This window comes from uncultured Candidatus Kuenenia sp., assembly GCF_900696675.1.
Taxonomy (GTDB): domain Bacteria; phylum Planctomycetota; class Brocadiia; order Brocadiales; family Brocadiaceae; genus Kuenenia; species Kuenenia stuttgartiensis_A.
Window position 1 is genome coordinate 16,036 of record NZ_CAADGZ010000017.1, and the last position, 19,260, is coordinate 35,295.

The 19,260-nt window shown below is 43.6% G+C and carries 10 protein-coding genes; 7 read left to right on the forward strand and 3 right to left on the reverse strand.

Annotated features, from left to right (window positions below):
• Positions 1-690 precede the first annotated feature (690 nt).
• On the forward strand, positions 691-2,700 hold the full coding sequence (locus QZT26_RS04645; RefSeq protein WP_157820758.1) for an FAD-dependent oxidoreductase: 2,010 nt from the start codon (positions 691-693) through the stop codon (positions 2,698-2,700).
• Between the two features lie 161 nt (positions 2,701-2,861).
• Complete coding sequence (locus QZT26_RS04650) at positions 2,862-3,668, forward strand: enoyl-CoA hydratase/isomerase family protein (RefSeq protein WP_099326815.1); 807 nt, start codon at positions 2,862-2,864, stop codon at positions 3,666-3,668.
• Positions 3,669-3,776: 108 nt separating this feature from the next.
• On the opposite strand, the gene QZT26_RS04655 is transcribed toward QZT26_RS04650, so the two are convergent.
• The 3 genes from QZT26_RS04655 to QZT26_RS04665 all read right to left on the reverse strand — a co-directional run bounded on the left by QZT26_RS04655 (position 3,777) and on the right by QZT26_RS04665 (position 6,142).
• On the reverse strand, positions 3,777-3,986 hold the full coding sequence (locus QZT26_RS04655) for a twin-arginine translocase TatA/TatE family subunit (protein ID WP_099326814.1): 210 nt from the start codon (positions 3,984-3,986) through the stop codon (positions 3,777-3,779).
• A gap of 21 nt (positions 3,987-4,007) precedes the next feature.
• On the reverse strand, positions 4,008-4,979 hold the full coding sequence (locus QZT26_RS04660) for a polyprenyl synthetase family protein (RefSeq protein ID WP_099326813.1): 972 nt from the start codon (positions 4,977-4,979) through the stop codon (positions 4,008-4,010).
• Positions 4,980-5,047: 68 nt separating this feature from the next.
• The gene (locus QZT26_RS04665; protein WP_157820756.1) at positions 5,048-6,142 is read right to left on the reverse strand and encodes a glycosyltransferase family 9 protein; all 1,095 of its coding nucleotides are present in this window, start codon (positions 6,140-6,142) and stop codon (positions 5,048-5,050) included.
• A 386-nt stretch (positions 6,143-6,528) separates the two neighbouring features.
• Between QZT26_RS04665 and QZT26_RS04670 the strand changes: the two genes are divergently transcribed.
• The 5 genes from QZT26_RS04670 to QZT26_RS04690 all read left to right on the forward strand — a co-directional run bounded on the left by QZT26_RS04670 (position 6,529) and on the right by QZT26_RS04690 (position 18,841).
• On the forward strand, positions 6,529-7,377 hold the full coding sequence (locus tag QZT26_RS04670) for a lipopolysaccharide kinase InaA family protein (protein WP_295100993.1): 849 nt from the start codon (positions 6,529-6,531) through the stop codon (positions 7,375-7,377).
• Between the two features lie 31 nt (positions 7,378-7,408).
• Complete coding sequence (plsY, locus tag QZT26_RS04675) at positions 7,409-8,029, forward strand: glycerol-3-phosphate 1-O-acyltransferase PlsY (RefSeq protein ID WP_197705272.1); 621 nt, start codon at positions 7,409-7,411, stop codon at positions 8,027-8,029.
• Positions 8,030-8,307: 278 nt separating this feature from the next.
• Positions 8,308-8,565, forward strand: coding sequence for a type II toxin-antitoxin system HicB family antitoxin (locus tag QZT26_RS04680; RefSeq protein ID WP_295100994.1), 258 nt, complete (start codon positions 8,308-8,310; stop codon positions 8,563-8,565).
• A 366-nt stretch (positions 8,566-8,931) separates the two neighbouring features.
• A complete protein-coding gene (locus tag QZT26_RS04685) occupies positions 8,932-12,189 on the forward strand; it encodes a BTAD domain-containing putative transcriptional regulator (RefSeq protein WP_295100996.1) in 3,258 nt (1,085 codons plus the stop codon).
• Positions 12,190-12,451: 262 nt separating this feature from the next.
• A complete protein-coding gene (locus QZT26_RS04690; protein WP_295100998.1) occupies positions 12,452-18,841 on the forward strand; it encodes a DUF6531 domain-containing protein in 6,390 nt (2,129 codons plus the stop codon).
• The last annotated feature ends 419 nt before the right edge of the window (positions 18,842-19,260 follow it).

Below are 19,260 nucleotides of genomic sequence, written 5' to 3' on the forward strand. Positions count from 1 at the left end.
CACAATTAAACAAATAGTATGCCAGCACGAGAAAGGGTTTTTTGTATTAAATATAACTATTTATATTACAACCATTAACGCTAATTATTTGATAATTAATAAATAAAATACCCAAGGAAATGAAACGAATAAAGGATGCCGCTTTGCAATATCTGCAATCAACGCATAAGAATACGTTTATCAAATACTTACATACTTTATAGATATATGATGGAAAACGTATGCCTTTGATTAAATACACACAAACAAAGTATTCGCGCCTAACCCTATGCATATTTTATTTAATTTTTTGCCTATGCAAATTTTGCATTTTTGGTAACAATTTGTAACACTTTAGTTTTTTGAAAAAGTAGGGGCGAAGTATTTGCAATAAATTGGCATAAATGCGTTCATGCCCAAACTGGCAAATGCTTCGTCCCCTGCACTTTTTTTTGATTACCTTGACAAAAAGTTAAATGATTTTTATAATCGTAACGTTCCTGAATGTGAAGAATTAGAGCAAATGTGTCTGTTTTTTTAACGGTAAACGAGTATTGCGTGTTTGATTAAAAATATGTCTCCTGCCAACAGTTTTTGGTTTCCACTCCCCCTCTTATTTATATTCAACACGTAAAGGGGCATTTCATTCCATTACCACGGTAATTATCTTTATTGCTGCGGTTTTTGCTATTTTTTACAACAAATTTTATTATGAATAAACTATTCCAGAAAATAAAAATCGGACGTATGCAGGTAAAAAACAGGCTTTTCATGTCTGCCATGGACTTGGGTTTTACTACTGACGGCGGTATTAATGATCGCATCATTCAGTTCTATATTGAAAGGGCAAAGGGGGGGGTTGGCCTTATTGTTGTGGGCGGTTGTTATCCCGAAATGAATGGCAAGGTGTGGAAGAGCATTATAGGGCTTGACAAAGATGAATTTATTCCCGGACTCAAAAAACTGACCGACGCTGTTCACGCTTATGGAACGTGCGTTGCCGCTCAATTGCTTCACGGGGGAAGGAGCGCTTCTTCATTTTTCACGAAAATGAAACCCGTTGCCCCGTCGCAATTGGCACACAGAAATATCAGACAGGAACCTCATGCATTGACAATAACGGAAATAAAAAAGGTTATTGACGGATACGTGAGCGCAACGATCAGGGCAAAGAAATCGGGGTTTGACGCAGTGGAGCTTCATGGCGGTATGGGATATCTCATTAATCAGTTTTTTTCCCCTGCGACGAATAAACGTGATGATGAATACGGTGGAAGTCTGGAAAACAGAGCGAGGTTTGCGAAGGAATTGGTAATTGCAATAAAGGAAGAGGCAGGGGGGGATTATCCCGTTATTTTCAGGTTATCCGGGGAGGATTTCGTGGAAGACGGCATCAGGATCAACGATTCTGTTGAAATAGCTGGAATATTAGAAAAGGCGGGGGCTGATGCGTTTAATGTATCTCCCGGCTGGCATGAAAGCAGGATACCTATCATGTCAATGGTAATTCCCAGGATGACATATGTCTTATTCTCTGAAAAAATTAAGGCACACGTCAATGTGCCGGTGATTTCTTCCGTCAGGATTAACGATCTTTCACTGGCGGAAGAAATACTTGATAATGACCGTGCAGATGCTGTGTCTGTTGGCAGGCCGCTTATTGCAGACCCGGAGTTGCCCAACAAATATCAACAGGGACGTTATGATGATATCAGGACGTGTATTGCCTGCAATCAGGGGTGTTTTGATTCGCTGCTCAATTTTAAGGCCGTTTCCTGCATTTACAATGCAATGGCCGGGCATGAGGGTGAATATGCGGTAACAAAGGCGGAAAGTATAAAAAAAGTTATTATAGTAGGAGGCGGGCCTGCAGGCATGGAAGCTGCCCGTATTCTGGCATTACGGGGACATGATGTTTCTTTGTATGAAAAAAAAGATATCCTTGGGGGACAATTGCAATATGCCTGTATTCCTCCGGGACGTAATGAGGTGCGAAATATTATACACTATCTCAAAAAACAGTTGAAAAAACTGCATGTCAAAATACATACGGGCGTTGAAGTTGATAGTGTTTTTATTGAAAAAGAGAATCCAGATGTCGTTATTCTCGCAACCGGGGGGGTGCCAATCTTGCCTGATCTGCCGGGCATTAACTCAAAAAACGTTTGCCTTGCAAGTAGTGTTTTGGAGGGAAAGACGCCGCTGGGAAGCAATGTAGTAATTATCGGGGGGGGGACTGTTGGTAGCGAGGTTGCGCTCTATGCGGCTAAACAGGGGGCAATGAGCCCGGAGGTTGCCTGTTTTTTGCTGAAACATAAAGTGATTAATGCGGATGAGGCAGTGGAATGTACATCTCATGGAAACAGAAATATCACACTATTGGAGATGAAACGGAAGGTCGGGGGCGGGTTTGGCGTTTCAACGCGATGGATTATGCTCAATGAGCTTAAAGATGCCGGGATACTCGCCGAAACGGGAGTAAAGGTAAAAAGAATTGTTGACGACCATGAGGGTAGTGGCATTGTGTATGAAAAAGACGGGCAGGAGCATTTCATAAAGGCGGATACCATAATTGTTGCGGCAGGTTATCGTCCTAACGCGGAGCTGCAGGATGAAATATCCCGTAAATTTTCAGAGAGTTACAGCATAGGCGACTGTGTTAAGGTGCGAACGGCATTAGAGGCTATTCATGAAGGATTTCAGGTAGCGCTGAAAATATAAGCCTTTTCGGAAGAATACTATGATGGAAGAATATTCTCCTTTTAAACCCAGGTTTCCTGTGCCAGCGGTGTTACACGTTTTTAAACAAACCAAATTTTGTAAGTATGTTAAGTTTATATGTTTAATAGAAAATCAAACAGGTAAATAACCGGGCTATTATTATGAAAGACATCCGTATGAATCGTGGAGATACCTCAGGGTACGACCACATTGAATTTGAAGAAATAAAAGCGAAAAATGGCAAGGCGATCGGCATTATTTACATGAAAAAACCGCCAAGAAATTCTATTGGTTCATGGTTGTTGGATGCTATTTACGACAAGATGGATCAATATGAAGGGGACGACTCTATCGGAGCGATTATTATTGCAAGCAGGATTCGTGGGGTTTTTAGCGACGGGGCAGATCGTGACGAGCTGTTTGGGTCATGGATTTCCGGTCTTGTAGCGGAGAAAAATTACGAAAGATTCCGCAAGGCGCATGAAATATTTGTTGAAATAGAGAATTGCAAGAAACCCGTTCTTGCCGCGATAAATGGCGTTACCATTGGTGCAGGGCTGGAGCTGGCAATGTTGTGCGACCTGCGTATTGCGTCTGATATATCCTTTTACAGTCTGCCGGAAGCCAAACCGGAGCTTGGAATTATTCCGGGTTTGGGCGCTACTCAAAGACTCCCGAGATTGGTTGGGGTAGCGCGTGCAAAGGAGATGTTGTTCCTTGGAAAACTGATACGGGCTGATACTGCGCTGGAATGGGGGCTTATTAATCAGATCGTGCCTCATAAGGATGTTTTAAAACATACGATTGAAATTGCAAAAACTTTGCTGGAACGGGATGCAAGGGTGTTGAAGGAAATGAAAAAATGTATCAACTACGCAATGGAAAACGATCTTCAGAAAGGAATCGAATATGAGGTAAGGCTCTTCGCAGAAATGATGCGGTTGAAACTTGTTGGAAAGGGCTGCTGACTACAAGTTAATTATTACTAAGACGTCAGGCGTGGGTGTGTTTGAGGATTACTGAAATCTTCGTGATTATTTGTGTGAAGATGCAGTCAATAAAATACCCGGCAAGTATCAATTAATCTTAAATTTAGTAATAGTATCGATATTGCCTTTTATTTCTTTCACTTCGTTTATTTCTTCTTCAACGTTTTTAAAGCCCTTCCTGAACTCAGCAATACTTCTTCCGACATTTTTCATAATGCCAGGCAGTCTTTTGCCAAATATGAGAAAAGCAATTAACGCGATTATAATCCACTCCCAACCACCTGGTATGGAAAACATAAAGCAGTCCTTTCTTCTTTTTTATTTTTTCCTGGCAATGATATAATCTGCCAGTTCAATAAGCGCTGTCTTGTATTGAGAATCGGGAAGCGGTGCAATCACATCCTGCGCCTGTTTAACAATGCTTCTTGCCCTGTCAAATGCGTACTCTACGGCATCGTGTTCGGTAAGCAACTCTACGATGGCGTCCTTTTTTTCATCTAAATGACCTTTAAAGATCAACTCCTTTGTTGATTCCCTCTTGCTTACGGGGAGTTGATGCACCAGCCGGATAAGCGGTAAGGTGAGTTTCCCTTTTTTAATATCCGTATTCAGCGATTTGCCAACCTCATCTTCATCTCCCATAAAATCAAGGCAATCATCTATTATCTGAAAGGCGGTACCGATTTTTAAGCCGTAATTTGACATCATCTCCGAAAGCTTATGGTTTGCCCCGGCAAAGGTGGCGCCTAAACGGCAACTTGTGGCGCACAATGAAGCGGTTTTCTTTTCGATAATATCAATATAATCTTCTTCACTAAGCCCCACATCATAGCGTCTTTTCAACTGAATCAACTCGCCTTCGCACATCGTATTTACCGTTTGAGAAAGCAGCAGAGTTGCTATTTGAGAATCAAGGGCGGAAAGGATGGTAAAGCCGCGCGAAAACAAATAATCACCAAACAGAATGGATATTTCACGTCCCCACTTTGAATTCATACTTTCGACATGCCTTCTCATGGCAGCCTCATCGATGATATCATCGTGCACCAATGTCGCGGTATGCACCATTTCCACAACAACAGCAAGGTCTATGTGCTGAGGTGCCGTATCGCTTATACATTTGCCTGAAAGCAGCGTTAAGGCGGGCCGCAGCCTTTTTCCTTTATATTTACTTATATGTACAACGAGGTCTGCCAGTGAGTTATTCTGTGGTTGTAATTCTTTGTAAAACCGGGCTTCTACCTCATCCATGAGTGGTTCGATTGAAGCGAAAATATCCTCTGTTTCCAAAACAAAATCTCTCCTAAATATCGGCTTCTATTAATAGTAAAGCGAAGCGATATGTTATCAGGCAATATTTAAAAAGTCAAACCTCTTTTCTTCCTTAATTTACAGATTTCGCTGTATACATCGTCAGGGGTTATTGAGTGAATGCACGTAACATGTTCACACCTGCGTTTTTCACAAGGACTGCAATGAATGTCTTTTCTCACCACCGACGCATTCTCATCAAAGGGTGCGTAAACAACCGGGTCCTTTGGCCCGAAAACTGCTATTGTAGGAATCCCAAGGCATGATGCAAGATGGGTAGGCCCGGTATCCCCTCCAATATAAATATCCGCACGTTGCAATAACGCAACCAACTGTTTCACCGATGCGGTCTTGCATGCAATTATCGCCGGGAAATGCATGTGCGACCGGATATCCTCTGCAATGTTATATTCCGGGCCGCTCCACGTAAAAATCACTGCATATCCGAAATCTTCTATCAATTTGTCTGACAAACGCGCATATTTTTCCGTCGGCCATCTCTTGTATTTGCCAAACAGGCTTGTTCCCGGATGAATAATCGCCATGGATTTCTGACCCAAATGGTTTTTGAGGATAAAATCGTCAATATAATTATTGTCTTGTTCCGGAACAGAAAACACCGGTTTTTTATAATATGCTTCGATGCCCAATCCCTGAACGAGCGACAGGTATTTTTCAATTCTGTGCATGGTTTTTTGCCGCGGAGTAATATGCACATTCGTAAAAATATAATTGAATTCTTTACAATATCCCATGGAAAACCCCACCCGTATTTTTGCGGCGCTTAGATATCCCAAAAGGCCGCTTTTAAAATTACCATGAAAATCCAATACAATATCATACCTTTTCATGTTTAATTGTTTAAAAAAGGCAAACATTTCTGAAATGAATTGAAAATACCGTTCCGGACGCAATAACCATGATTGCCATCGCTTCCGGGGGAAGACAAGCACTTCATCCACTTCGGGAACCATTTCAACCAAATCCTTAATATTATCCTCAACAAGCCATGTAATTTTGCTGGTGGGCAATGCTTCTCTTACATTTTTTACGGCAGGAATCACGTGAATAATATCACCCATAGCACCCAGGCGAACAATTAAAATATTTTTCTGGTTGATGCTGTTTTTCCCTATTTTCATATTTGAAAACCCTATCTCCGTCCTTTTACGATATTTTCTGCGGCAGTTCATCTTTCGGGTTAATGTACCCGCCGAAATGTGTATTTGCAACTCCAATTTAACCCGTTATACGCCACCGTTTATCACAATGCAGGAATAGCAACTTTGCGTTTGTATTCATGGAATTCGTGATATATAATGAAACACCCATGCAGACTTCTATAAGATTTACGAATTACGATTTGGGATTTGGGATTTGGGATTTGGGATTTAAATCGTACCTCGCAAATCGTAATTCGTACATCATAATCGATGGTTTAAATCACCCCTTTTTTCACTAAGCTTTACCCCGACAGTATATGAACTGTATGCCGCATACAACAAAAATACCCCCGCATTTTTCCATAATGAGAAGCAATAAGACTATCATATGTGTAAAAGAAGATTATAAAGAATTTATTGCAGACATAATTTCCCCTCCATTGGTGTCAGAAGCAGGCAATCAGGATTCTTTTCAAATAAAGCAGGGAAGGGGCCGCTATCCGACCATTCCTATTAAAAAAAACGGCGGTGAAAGACTCATTGTCAGAAACTATAAACATGGCGGTATGTTGGGCAGGCTTTTAGGAAATGTATTCTTTTTCGGCGACCGGCCATTAAATGAAATCTATGTACATGAAGTTGCCCGAAAAAACGGCATAACCTCCGCGGAAGCCATCGCCGTAACAAAAAAAAAGAGATGGGGCATTTTTTATTCGGCCAATTTCATATCGAAGGAGATTGCAGGCGCCGTTGATTTAATAGACTTTCTCAATGAACAACCTGCAGTAAATGTCCACTCAAAAAAATCTGTTATTTTTACCCTGGCAAAATTGATAAGAAAAATGCATGACGCGGGAATATACCATGCGGACTTACATTTAAAAAATATGCTCTTAAAGAAGATTTCCGGGGGAACATTTGAAGCGTACATAATTGATTTGGACAAATCAACGGTTTGGCGTCAATTAACTATCGGTAAAAGAATGAAGAATTTGCTGCGATTAGACCGTTCCCTTGAAAAATATTATTGGCTGCAAGGTAAAAAAACAGAAAAGCCGCTTTCCCATGTATCAAAAACAGACAGGATACGATTTTTCAAAGCATACATGACGACCGACCCGGCGATAGACAGAGATTGGAAGGTATACATTCACCGCTATTATTCGCCGTACACGTTTCACAAATTTTGGTGGCATTTTTCGGGGTTGTCCTAAAACATTTTTTAAAAAAGGTTCTTCCATGTTCATGATAAATATAATAAGTCCGGTTATTTCATATTTTATTGGGAGCATTCCGTTTGGGTTTATTATTGCCAGGGTGGCAAAAGGCATCGACATTCGTGAGGCAGGAAGCGGCAATCCTGGAGCAACCAACGTGTGGCGGGTAATGGGGAAAAAGTATGGGATACTGGTTTTCATTCTTGACATGATGAAGGGTTTTCTTCCGGTTTTAATTTTTGATTACGTGACGTCAGGACAAAGCCGCAGCTTATATGCTATATTGTGCGGCACCGGTGTTATATTGGGGCATACCTTTCCGGTCTTTTTAGGTTTTAAAGGAGGCAAGGCCGCCGCAACCGGGTGCGGTGTATTTCTGTGGTTAGCTCCCTTACCTCTGTTCATTTCAGTAGCCGCATGGTTATTAACCACTTTTATTTCACGCTACGTATCATTAGGGTCAATGGTCAGTACCGTTGTATTGGTAATCAGTATAATACTGTTAAATAACGAACCCTTCGGCAGCGGGTTGTCTTTAACATTATTTTCCATCTTTATCTCATTATTTCTCATTTTCCGGCACAAATCCAATATCAAACGCATCATCAACGGCACAGAAAATAAAATCGGCAGAAAGACAAAAAACTAAGCTGGCATAGCCAGAACCGAACAAGCACGAAATACGAAAGAGGAACCACAGATTTCAGTAGAGTAGAAACAGACGACGAGAACTTAGGCAGAAGTTTGTTTTCTCTGTTTGCTGGCTGGTTTCCCGCCAGTGCCACCATATCTCCGCCATATACTTATCACCTGCCCCTCGTCAAACCGTGCATGCGATTTTCCCGCACACGGCTTTCCGACAGCCTTCTTAAGCTTTCACAGGTTGTCTGAATTGAAAAATATAATCTCTTAGAGGAAAGCGATTGAATGTATAAGCATGCAATTGAAATATTCTATAGTGAAGAGGACGAGGGATATATTGCTGTAGTGCCGGAATTGTCTGAATGTTCGGCTTTTGGTGAAACGGAAGAAGAAGCCCTGGAAGAAGTTAAAACAGCCAGGTACCTCTGGCTGGAAACGGCAAAGAAGGAACGGAGAAAAATACCAAAACCTCAAGGGAGGGAAATGCTTAAAGCTGTTTATAAAGATATTCTTTTGTCCAAAACACCCTCGGCAAACAAATGAATATCACGGTAACACTTTAGTTTTTTGAAAAATTACAATAATTGCAATGTAAGGGCGAAGCATTGGGGAGAATATGGACACTTCCTATATTTCTTGATTGATCTGGTGGGATAATAAGGGAAGTGTCCCTATTCTCCTATATTATCCCATCAATAATTTCTGAAAATCCTGAAGACATTTCTCACGGAATTGTCTTGATAAAATACCTCCAAATGCCTATAAACGCAAAAAAGACGTAGGGGGGATTTTGGAAAGGCGGAAAGTAAAAGGATAAAACATGGCGTGATTTTTCTCTGTTTCCTCAAATTCTCTTTCCTTTCCCTTACGGACCGTTTTGATCCGGTTATTTATAAAACAAGTCGCTGTATGGAAAAAATAAATACTTTTATAGCAAAAATAACCCGCCCCAAGATTGCGGGTATCTTTCCCAGAGAAAGACTGTTCCGCTTGATGGATAAAGGCAGGGACAAGCCTGTAATCTGGATATCGGCGCCTGCCGGTTCCGGAAAGACAACCCTTGCGGCAAGCTATCTGAATAGCCGTAAGCTCTCCTATCTGTGGTACCGCGTGGATGAAGGCGATGCTGATATTGCAACCTTTTTCTACTCTATGGGAATAGCGGTAAAGAAGGCTGTTCCATCGCATAGGAAACCCCTCCCCTTGTTAACGCCTGAGTACCAACAGAGTATTCCCCTGTTTACCAAACGGTATTTTGAAGAGTTGTATAGCAGACTGACGTCACCATGGATAATCGTTTTTGACAATATACAGGATGCGCCTGTTAATTCTTTATTTCATAAAACGCTTACCAGCAGCCTCGATATAATCCCTGATGGTATCAGTATTATAGCCGTCAGCCGGAATGACCCGCCTCCCCACTATGCCAGTATTAGTGCAAACAATAAATCCCATCTTATTGGACGGGAAGAGGTCAGGTTTACCATGAAAGAGTCTAAGGAGATACTTCTGGTAGGGGCAAAAAAGAGAATAGCAAACACATCCTTAACCCGGTTATACACACAAACAGAAGGCTGGGCGGCAGGTCTTGTACTTATAGCGGAGCACATAAGAACAAAGGGTCTTGATGATACGCTACGAAGCGGATCAATATACGAAAAGGCATTTGACTATTTTGCAAATGAAATCTTTATAAAGACAGATAAGAAAACGCAGATATTCTTACTTAAGACAGCCTTTTTGCCAAGAATGACGATACACATGGCAGAAAAACTCACCGGCGTCAGCGAATCGGGACGCATCCTGCACGAACTGACCCGAAAGAATTACTTTACCACGGCACACTATCAGAAGGAGACTATTTATCAATACCACCCGCTTTTCAGGGAATTTCTGCTCTCCAGGGCAAGGGATTCTTTTGACACCGGAAGATTGTCTGCTATGCAGCGAAAGGCTGCCGCACTTCTTGGAAAATCAGGGCAAATAGAAGATGCTGCCCTTTTATTCATTAATGTTGGTGACTGGGATGGTCTTATCAAGCTAACCTGCAGCCATGCATCGTCCCTCATAGCGCAGGGGAGAACAAAGACGCTTGTGGAATGGATTACAAATATTCCTGAAGAAACAAGAGATAATGAACCGTGGATCCTTTACTGGCACGGTGTTTGTAAATTATCGTACAATCTTACAGAAAGCCGTGGTTGTTTTGACAGGGCATTTATGCAGTTCCGCGCCTGGAATGAACAAACGGGCATGTGGCTGTCCTGGTCGTATGCGGTAGATACTATTTTTCACGAATTTGAAGATTTTCCCCGTCTTGACAACTATGCTTCATTATTTGATGACATATTTCAGAAAAGAACACCCTTCCCTTCATTTGAAGTTGAATTGAGGGTTCTTCCCTGCAGGTTTTTCATTATGGCGATGAGGGAACCAAATCACCCTGAGATTGATAAATGGGCTCACCGCGTTTTTTTGTGTCTGCAGGAGTGCAGAGAGGTAAACCTTCGTCTCCAGCTCGGATTTCATCTTGCGGTACATTACTTGTGGATGGGTGATTTTGCAAATGTCGGCATTGTAATAAACTCGATCAGCGAAGGGTTACGATCCGAAACAATCCTTCCGATGGAGCGCCTTTTGTGGGAAAATACAAAGGCCATGTATGCATGGCTTACAGGTTCCGTTGAGTCGTGTCTTCGTACTGTTTCTGAGGCGTTAAAGCTTTCTTGCGAAACGGGCATACATTTCTGGGATCACCACCTCCTCTCATTTGCGGCTTGCGCAGCACTGAGCGACGGAGATATTGAAACAGCCAATGGAATGATTCGTAAAATAGCGTCCGGTCTGACACATGCACGAAAAATCGACATTATCTTCTATCACTTCCTGTGTGCATGGAGAGATCTGACCAGTGGAAATTTGTCATCTGCCGCAGAACACATGAGAATACATACCAGCCTGGTCGCAAAGATAGGAGCGTATCTCCCTGTTGCGGTAAATCATGTTGCAGCGGCACATATCTTTGCGGCAAGGGGAGAATACCGTGAAGCAATATCCTGGCTCAATCGTGCCCAACAAATTGGACGGCAGACAAAGAGCAAGCTTATCAAACATATGTGCCTCCTGACGAAAGCCTGGTTAGCATTGGAGTGTAGCGGAAAAGGAACTTCAGAGGAAGAGGGGCTGGCAGCATTGCGCAAGGCAATGTCGTTTGGGAGGGAACATCGTTTTATCAACTGCTTCTTATGGCGGCCTGAAGTCGTCTCACGATTGTGCATAAAGGCGCTTGAGGCAGGAATCGAGGCCGAGTACGTCCGTGAACTTGTCCGCACACGCAAACTGGTTCCCGATACGCCGCCTCTGGGGTGTGAAAACTGGCCGTGGCCGTTAAAGATATTCACGCTGGGGAGGTTTACCCTGCTGAAAGAAGACAGCCCCGTTTCCATGTCCGGAAAGGTACCGCGCAAGCCATTGGAACTTATCAAGGCGATTATTTCACTGGGAAGCAAGGAAGTATCTATAGACCGGGTAACAAATATGCTGTGGTCCGATACAGAAGGAGACATGGCGCATCATGCCTTTGAGAGCACATTGTACCGGTTGCGCCGTCTCATTGGCAATGATGCGGCAATCAAGCTACAAGGCGGACATTTATCGCTTGACAGCCGGTATTGCTGGGTTGATGTATGGGTATTTGAAAGGTTACTGGAGGAAATTGCCGGTGCATCCGTATCTGAAAAGCCCGTCCCCCTTGTGCGACCCGATGTTTTAAAGTTGTTTGAAAAGGCCTTTGATCTCTATAAAGGGTGTTTTCTGCCGGCGGATATATCATGTTTATGGACTGTATCAATCCGGAAATCCTTACAGAAAAAGTTTTTCCGGCTGGTTATGTTATCAGGGAATTATCTGGAACGTGCGAAACAATGGCAAATGGCAGTGGAATATTATGAAAGGGCGATTGAGATAGATAATCTTGCAGAGGAGTTTTACCAGCGGCTTATGATGTGCCACCATATGCTTGACAAGCGTTTGGAGGCAGTTAAGGTTTATCACCATTTAAGGAATGCACTCTCTTCGGTTTATCAGATTACACCTTCACCGGAAACAGAAGCTCTGTACAGATCGATACTATCCGGTACTAACAAGCCGGAATGCAAGAAATTTTAAAATATTGAGAATCGGTGAGCTATCGGTGAGTTTTCTTGTGTTAAATATTTGGAATGTGAAATTTTCATCCTATTGAACAAGGAATTTTAAAATTGCGGCTGTAGGGCGAAGAATCTCTCCGCCCTATATTGGGAGGACCGTTGATACCTGATTTAAATAATCCGGAAGAAAAATAGAGAAAGAGAACGGCGGAGAAAATCCAAATTGTTTTTCCACGTATTTCTTGGGCCTAAATATCTTTATATCACAGAAAGGAGCATGTATGTATTTACTATTTGACAGGAAAACAGTGCATTATAACCGGACACTAATTTTAACTATATTTATAACTCTCGCTTTTTTAATTCTTCCCGCGCTCACAAAATTGCCCGTTGCCCAGGCACACGATTGCGGCCCTGTTGCAGTGACAATGAACGTCGGGGAAACCACCACCTGGCAGATTACGGCTGATTTGACGGAAGATGTGACCCATTATCGGCCGGTATATACGGGAGATACCAGCATAGCAACACTATCTCCTGATACGGAGTTCTATAGCCACCATGGCGTGTTTACCATTACCGCCACAGGGGCTGGGCAAACGAGCTTTGCAATTGAGTGGTATTATGAACAAACCGATACAGGCGGCATTTGTGAGGTGGTTGTTACCGTTAAAGAGGCTAAACCAACGCCAATCCCAACGGTCTCTCCAAAACCGACACCGACAGTTACGTCACCAACCGGGCTTATGATCAATGATGATCAGTATGTTACTCCCTTAAATAATGCGTCTACAAACTATAAAAAACTCATGAGAGCAAATGGCGGCGTTTTTATTGATGCTGCCTGCACTACATGTCCACCACCTGATGAAGCTTTCATGATTACAAGTCCTGGTCTTATCAATGACGCACCCGACCCCATAACGCTCCATAACGGTGAATTCGTCTTACAGGCAACAGACCTCAAGATACCCGGACGCGGATTCGACTGGGCGTTTACCCGCACCTACAAAAGCCGCATTACCTATGACGGGACGTTGGGACATAACTGGGATTTTAACTATAACTCCAGGCTAATTGAAATTACGGAAGATAATCAGGACGCCATTTCAACGGATACCTTTACCCCTGTATTCAGTAGTTCGTTTACAAAAGTCGGGAGTGTCGTCGTCATGGATGGTCACGGCAGGTCAGACCTCTATGGTTTACAATCAGATGGCGCATACAGCACTCCATTAGGAGCCTATACCCGACTAACAAAAAATAAGGACGGTTCATTCATACTAAGAGACCGTCAGGGGAGCAAAAAGTCTTATGATAAAAATGGCTTCCTTAATAGTCTGGAAGACAGACACGGAAATTCCATGAAGTTTAAAAGGGATGACAACAGCAGACTCACAGAAGTTACCGACACACTTGGCAGGAAGATTTCGTACAATTATAACAGTGACGGACGACTCACCGGGGTAAAGGATTTTGCCGATAGAACCATCAAATTTGAATATGACGGCAACGGCGACCTCATCTCTGTAACTTCTCCATCAGTCACCGGTACCCCTAATGGAAATGACTTCCCTGATGGCAAGACCACAAAATATACCTATTCATCCGGGTTTGATGATGAAACGTTAAACCATGGCCTTCTGACCATAACGGCCCCGAACGAAGTGGCAGTCGGTGGCTCTCCGCGTGTGATTAATGTATATGAAACAAACTCCGCATCATATGCCTACGGTCGCGTTATAAAACAGACCTACGGAGGAACTAATGCCGGCGGAATTGCCGCAGGGGGTGATGTCACGTATGTATATGAGGAACGTACCTCAAATCCTTCGGGTACCAATGAACCGGCCAATCGCGTTACGGTAACAGACCGCAACGGCAACAAGACGATATATGAACACAATAAGCTGGGAAATGCCGTATCCATTAAGGAATATACCAAAGGCTTGCGAACGGGTGAACCGGCATATTTTGAGACGGCCTTTGAATATAATACGGATGGAGAAAGAGTAAAAGCCACGTTGCCTGAAGGAAATGAGGTTGAAAATACGTTCTCCACAGAGGACGCAAGTTCAACCGATTATACAAAGGACAGGTTTAAACAGGGGAATCTCCTTGAAAATAAGCAGATACCAGACAGCGACCGCGGGGGCAACCAGCAGCAAATCACCCCGACTTTTACCTATGAGCCGATATACAATCGTACCAGAACAGAGACTGACCCGCGGGGAAACGACGCCGGCTATGCGCCACCCAACGGCGGCACGCATTCAAAAGCACGTTATACTACTACCTATTATTTTGACTATCAGGAAGGCAACAATCTGAATGCGATAGCAGAGGTCTTGGGTGTTTCAAGTGCTGACGTTCAGTCGATGCTTGATGAGGCAGGGGTAAAAATTGGTCTGGGCGATCTGAACGGCGACGGCGTTACCAACGGCGTTGCAGGCAATGTGGTCAAGGTTGTTTATCCCACCATTACCCTGCTGAGCGGTTCCAACCAGGCGCAGCGGGAAGGCGATACATCACAGGAAATTGTGGAATTGTTTACCTATAATGAATATGGACAGGTCACGTCAAAGACCGACCCGGAGGGAAATGTTACTGAATACGACTATCACCCGGAGAACGACCCCGACGGTGACGGAAAGAATAAGATTAAGGGCAATGGAAAAGGTTCGTTTGGCTACCTGAAAGAGGTGGTAGCAGATACCACTTCCTCGTCAAAGCGGAATTCCGGTAAAAATCCAAAACCGGCAAAGATTAAGACTCAATTTTTTTATGATGATGTGGGAAATGTAATAAAAGAAGTCAATAGCCGCGGCATTGCTACGGAATATGTGGTGAACGAACTCAATCAAAGGGTCAAAATCACCCGTGCTGCCTCTGTCTCTAAAAATAAAGGAAAAAAGAAAAAAACAAACTTAAAGGCATTCAAATATGTCACCTATATGGAGTACGATTATAATGACAATATCGTAAAGAAAGAGGTTGAAAATAGTGACAGCAATAACGGCGATCTTGCAGGGGATTTTGTTGAGTACACCTATTCCTACGACATTCTTGATCATTTAATTAAAGAGACCAAGGAAGTTAGCGAGAATGAAACATTGGTTACTGAGTATCATTACGATGCGAATGAAAACAGGATAAAGGTCATACAGCCGGAGGGAAATTATCAGGAGACGGAATATGACGAACGGGACAAGGTATTTCGCTCCACTAATGTGTGCGGATGCAGCGGAGGTTCTCCAAATACAACATACAATTATGATAAGAACGGAAACCTTGTTGAACAAATAGACGGAGAGGATAATAACGGTGACGGAGCGAACGATAGCATCCTGTATGAATATGATGGATTTAACAGGCTCGTTAAAACTAAAGACCATTTAGGGAATGTTACAGAGCAGGTGTATGATACTGGTAGTAATGTTATAAAGGTATCACGCTATGGCGCTATCGGCGGTGAAAGCCCGAAAGACAATTCAGGTTCTGGGAACGTGTTGTTAAGCCAGGCAGAGTACTTCTTTGACGAGATGAACAGGCAGTACCAGCAGGATGAAATACTGTTTGTGGCTGACGGTGTGAGTACCGTCCGTACCACTGTCCTCAAAGATGGACCTTTGGGTACATCTGATGACGGCAGGGTAACAACACGAAACGAATTCGACCGCAAAGGACGCACGACTTTTACCATTGCGGACGATGGAGACGTGTTTGAATCACAATACGACGGGGTAAACAGATTGATAGCAAGGATTGACCCGGAAGGGAATCGTGCAGACTACACCTACGACGAAAACAACAATATGACAAAGGTCAAAGAAACGGAGGTCACTCAGGAAGGGAACAGCCCTTCATTGACAGAGAAATTTACCACCATAAACGAATACGACGCACTGGACCGTTTAGTCAGGGTAACTGATAATATAGGGCAGACCGCCAGATTTACCTACGACAGCCGCAATAATCTCATTTATACCAGTGACCCGAATGGAAAAAAGACAAAGGATAAAGAGGGACTCTATGACGGCAAGATTAATAAGGATGGCAACACCGTGCATTACTATTATGATGGAATCAACCGGAAGATCAAAGAGGAAAGAGATCTCAGGAAGGGAGGACAGGGCAAGGGAACTATTGACACCTCCAATCCGTATAACCCCGACGGAAAGATTACCATTACCTACACGTATGACGGAAATTCCCGGCTCACTGCGATAACAGATGATAATGGAAATACAACACAATACGACTATGACGATTCAAACCGTTTGACACAGCAAACCAATGCCGACGGGACGACAAAGACGTTTGAATATGATAAGGACAGCAATCTGGTAAAAGCGACCGACGAAAACGGTTCTGTGACAGAGTTCACCTACGATGCACTCAACCGTCTGACGCAGAAGGATGTAACCAGGGCATCAGGGGTTATTGGGACAACACAGCAGGCATTTGAGTATGACGGTCTCTCGAGGCTCACAAAGTCCTTTGATAACAATGACCCAGATGATACCACGGATGATGCTACGGTTACTTATGCTTATGATTCACTGGGCAGGCTTATTGAAGAAGTTCAGAACGGACAGGCCGTGTCAAGCCAATGGGACGGTGATAATAACAGGGTGGCATTAATCTATCCCAATAGCAGGAGGATAGAGACCTCCTATGATAAGCTTGACAGGATTGATACGATCAAAGATTCGGGCGCAGATACAAACGTTGTTGACTATGATTACATAGGACCCGGAAGGATTTTGGAAAGGACATACAGTAACGGCGTTCGTATGACCTTTCTTAATGATAAGAGGACAAAAAACGAGGGTTACGACAAGGCACGACGTACGGTAAAGCTGAGACACCTTACGGAAGACAATGACCTTGTTGCCGGGTTTGAACATGGATACGACCGGGTGGGTAACAAATTGTACGAAACCAGATTGCACGAGTTCATCGGGAAAAAGAACGTGGGTGATGTATATACGTATGATTCGGTGTACAGGCTGACAACCTTTAATCGAGACGTCATTGACCCCAAAAAGGCGTCTCGTAATGTAAGGCGAAGCGTTGCTTCGCCTTACGAAGAGCGAAGTAGCACTTCGCTCTACAAAGATAAGAATGGTAAAGGGAAGGCCGGTGAGAACCAAACGGACTGGGGGTTTGACGGCTTAGGGAATTGGTTAACGCTTACGATTGGCACTGAAACCTTTAAAAATACCGCAAATGAAATGAATGAGTACGTTGACTTTAAAGGCGCTTCTCAGGCGCACGACTACAATGGTAATTTGACTGACGATGGAACAAACATATATGCTTATGACTTTACAAACCGGCTGTGTACCGTGAGCAGAAAAACGGATAGTTCCGTAATCGCCGCCTATACGTATGATGCCTTGGGACGCCGCATTCGCAAAGTGGTGTCGAACTCAGATGACCTTGATAGAACCACAAACTTTTACCTGGATGGATGGCGGGAGATCGAGGAACGGGATGATGCCGATAGCGTATTACAACAGTATGTCTTTGGGATTTACATAGACGAACCTCTTGTGCTGAATCGAAATATGGACGGCGACAATAGCGCTATCGGCACTGGTGACGAACAATTATTTTATCATCAGAATACATTATACTCCATATTTGCATTAACTGATAATAACGGCAGGGTTGTAGAAGGCTATCAATATGATGCCTATGGCCGCCAGACGGTTATAAAGGCAGGCGATAACGGTATCGTTGATTTTAGTGGAGACGATGAGTTTTTATTAGGTGGGATAAGTGTATTAGGAAACCCTTATATTTATACGTGTAGGAGGCTGGACTCCGAAACAGGTTTCTATTATTATAGGATGCGATATATGAATCCAGATCAGGGGCGATTCATTAGTAGAGATCTGATACGCGCTACTAATCTTTATGAATATGTAAGAGGCCGACCAATTGCAGCCTTAGATCCATTTGGACTTCACACAAACTGGGCGGCCAGAGCATGGCAAAAGGTTTGGGATGTGGTTGAAACTATGTCTCTTATAGCACTTCCAGGTTCACCGGACTACAGTAGAGTTGTTAGTAGCGAATTAGTGGTTAACGCGGAATTCACAGCTAACTATGGTCCCAATGATGACGCGGCAGCTAGTGGAGAGGTGCTTTACTTGGATGCAAATACTGATGCTAGCCCAACCCAGCGACAGGGAGTACGACAAACGGAAAGTTCGCGGGAACGTGAAGTGTGGAAGACGAGAGGAGGGAACGGGTTTATCATAGCTAGTTCACCACGGACTCCCTATTGTGTGCAGTGCTTAGACTTCAAATGGACAGCAGAGATAGAAGCTGAGGAAGTGATACCCCCACTCGCGCGAGCAGCTGTCGGTGTACTAACAACAGCCATTAATACTGACACAGCCGGAGGAATTGGACTTTCTGCGGCAGGAGAAGCTCTGGATATTCTCTCAGGGGGCACCGATGCTAATAGAGTTGGAGGTTTTCCTATATTCAGAATCCGAGTGTGTGCGGATGGCACGAAAATTATTCGGATAGACAATCCAATCGTGGGCCGGCAGAGCTATACAAGCGCTGCTAGCCTTATAAGTGGGCCATTTAGATTTCTTACTAGCGGTAGACTTCCAGGGTATCATTTCTCATCCGCAGTTGGATACGAATAACAAGGTGTGAGCGGGGTCACGCGTCTTGGGGGGGCATGGAAAAATTAGGGACATCCAACATTTATCAGGTAGCGTTGGAGCATTGGTGTCAAACCTTAATTTATGATTAAGTGTGGTTAGGTACGCCAAGAAGCGTATATATATCAGTTGGTGCAAATCCAACCCGCCAATTGACCGTTCGGGCGGTAGTGAAAGAGGCAGAAAGCCTCACGGGAGGACGTAAACAGCGATGAATACGTTCGAGTTCCCTGTAGCGAGCAGTCAGACCGTAGCGCAAGCGAACACGCAGGCTTCGTCACGCTAAAAATACGATAGATGAGCCTCCCTGATTGGGCGAAATCTGTAATCGCATAGGTAGAAAGAGACAAACGGTGGAATTATGCGGTGTCGTCGGAGTTAAGAGTGACGGTATGATTGTA

Bases quoted from the DNA above. Each gene is read 5' to 3' on its own strand.
- QZT26_RS04645 (WP_157820758.1), top strand. From the start codon at position 691: ATGAATAAACTATTCCAGAAAATAAAAATCGGACGTATGCAGGTAAAA.
- QZT26_RS04650 (WP_099326815.1), top strand. From the start codon at position 2,862: ATGAAAGACATCCGTATGAATCGTGGAGATACCTCAGGGTACGACCAC.
- QZT26_RS04655 (WP_099326814.1), bottom strand. From the start codon at position 3,986: ATGTTTTCCATACCAGGTGGTTGGGAGTGGATTATAATCGCGTTAATT.
- QZT26_RS04665 (WP_157820756.1), bottom strand. From the start codon at position 6,142: ATGAAAATAGGGAAAAACAGCATCAACCAGAAAAATATTTTAATTGTT.
- QZT26_RS04670 (WP_295100993.1), top strand. From the start codon at position 6,529: ATGAGAAGCAATAAGACTATCATATGTGTAAAAGAAGATTATAAAGAA.
- plsY (WP_197705272.1), top strand. From the start codon at position 7,409: ATGATAAATATAATAAGTCCGGTTATTTCATATTTTATTGGGAGCATT.
- QZT26_RS04680 (WP_295100994.1), top strand. From the start codon at position 8,308: ATGTATAAGCATGCAATTGAAATATTCTATAGTGAAGAGGACGAGGGA.
- QZT26_RS04685 (WP_295100996.1), top strand. From the start codon at position 8,932: ATGGAAAAAATAAATACTTTTATAGCAAAAATAACCCGCCCCAAGATT.
- QZT26_RS04690 (WP_295100998.1), top strand. From the start codon at position 12,452: ATGTATTTACTATTTGACAGGAAAACAGTGCATTATAACCGGACACTA.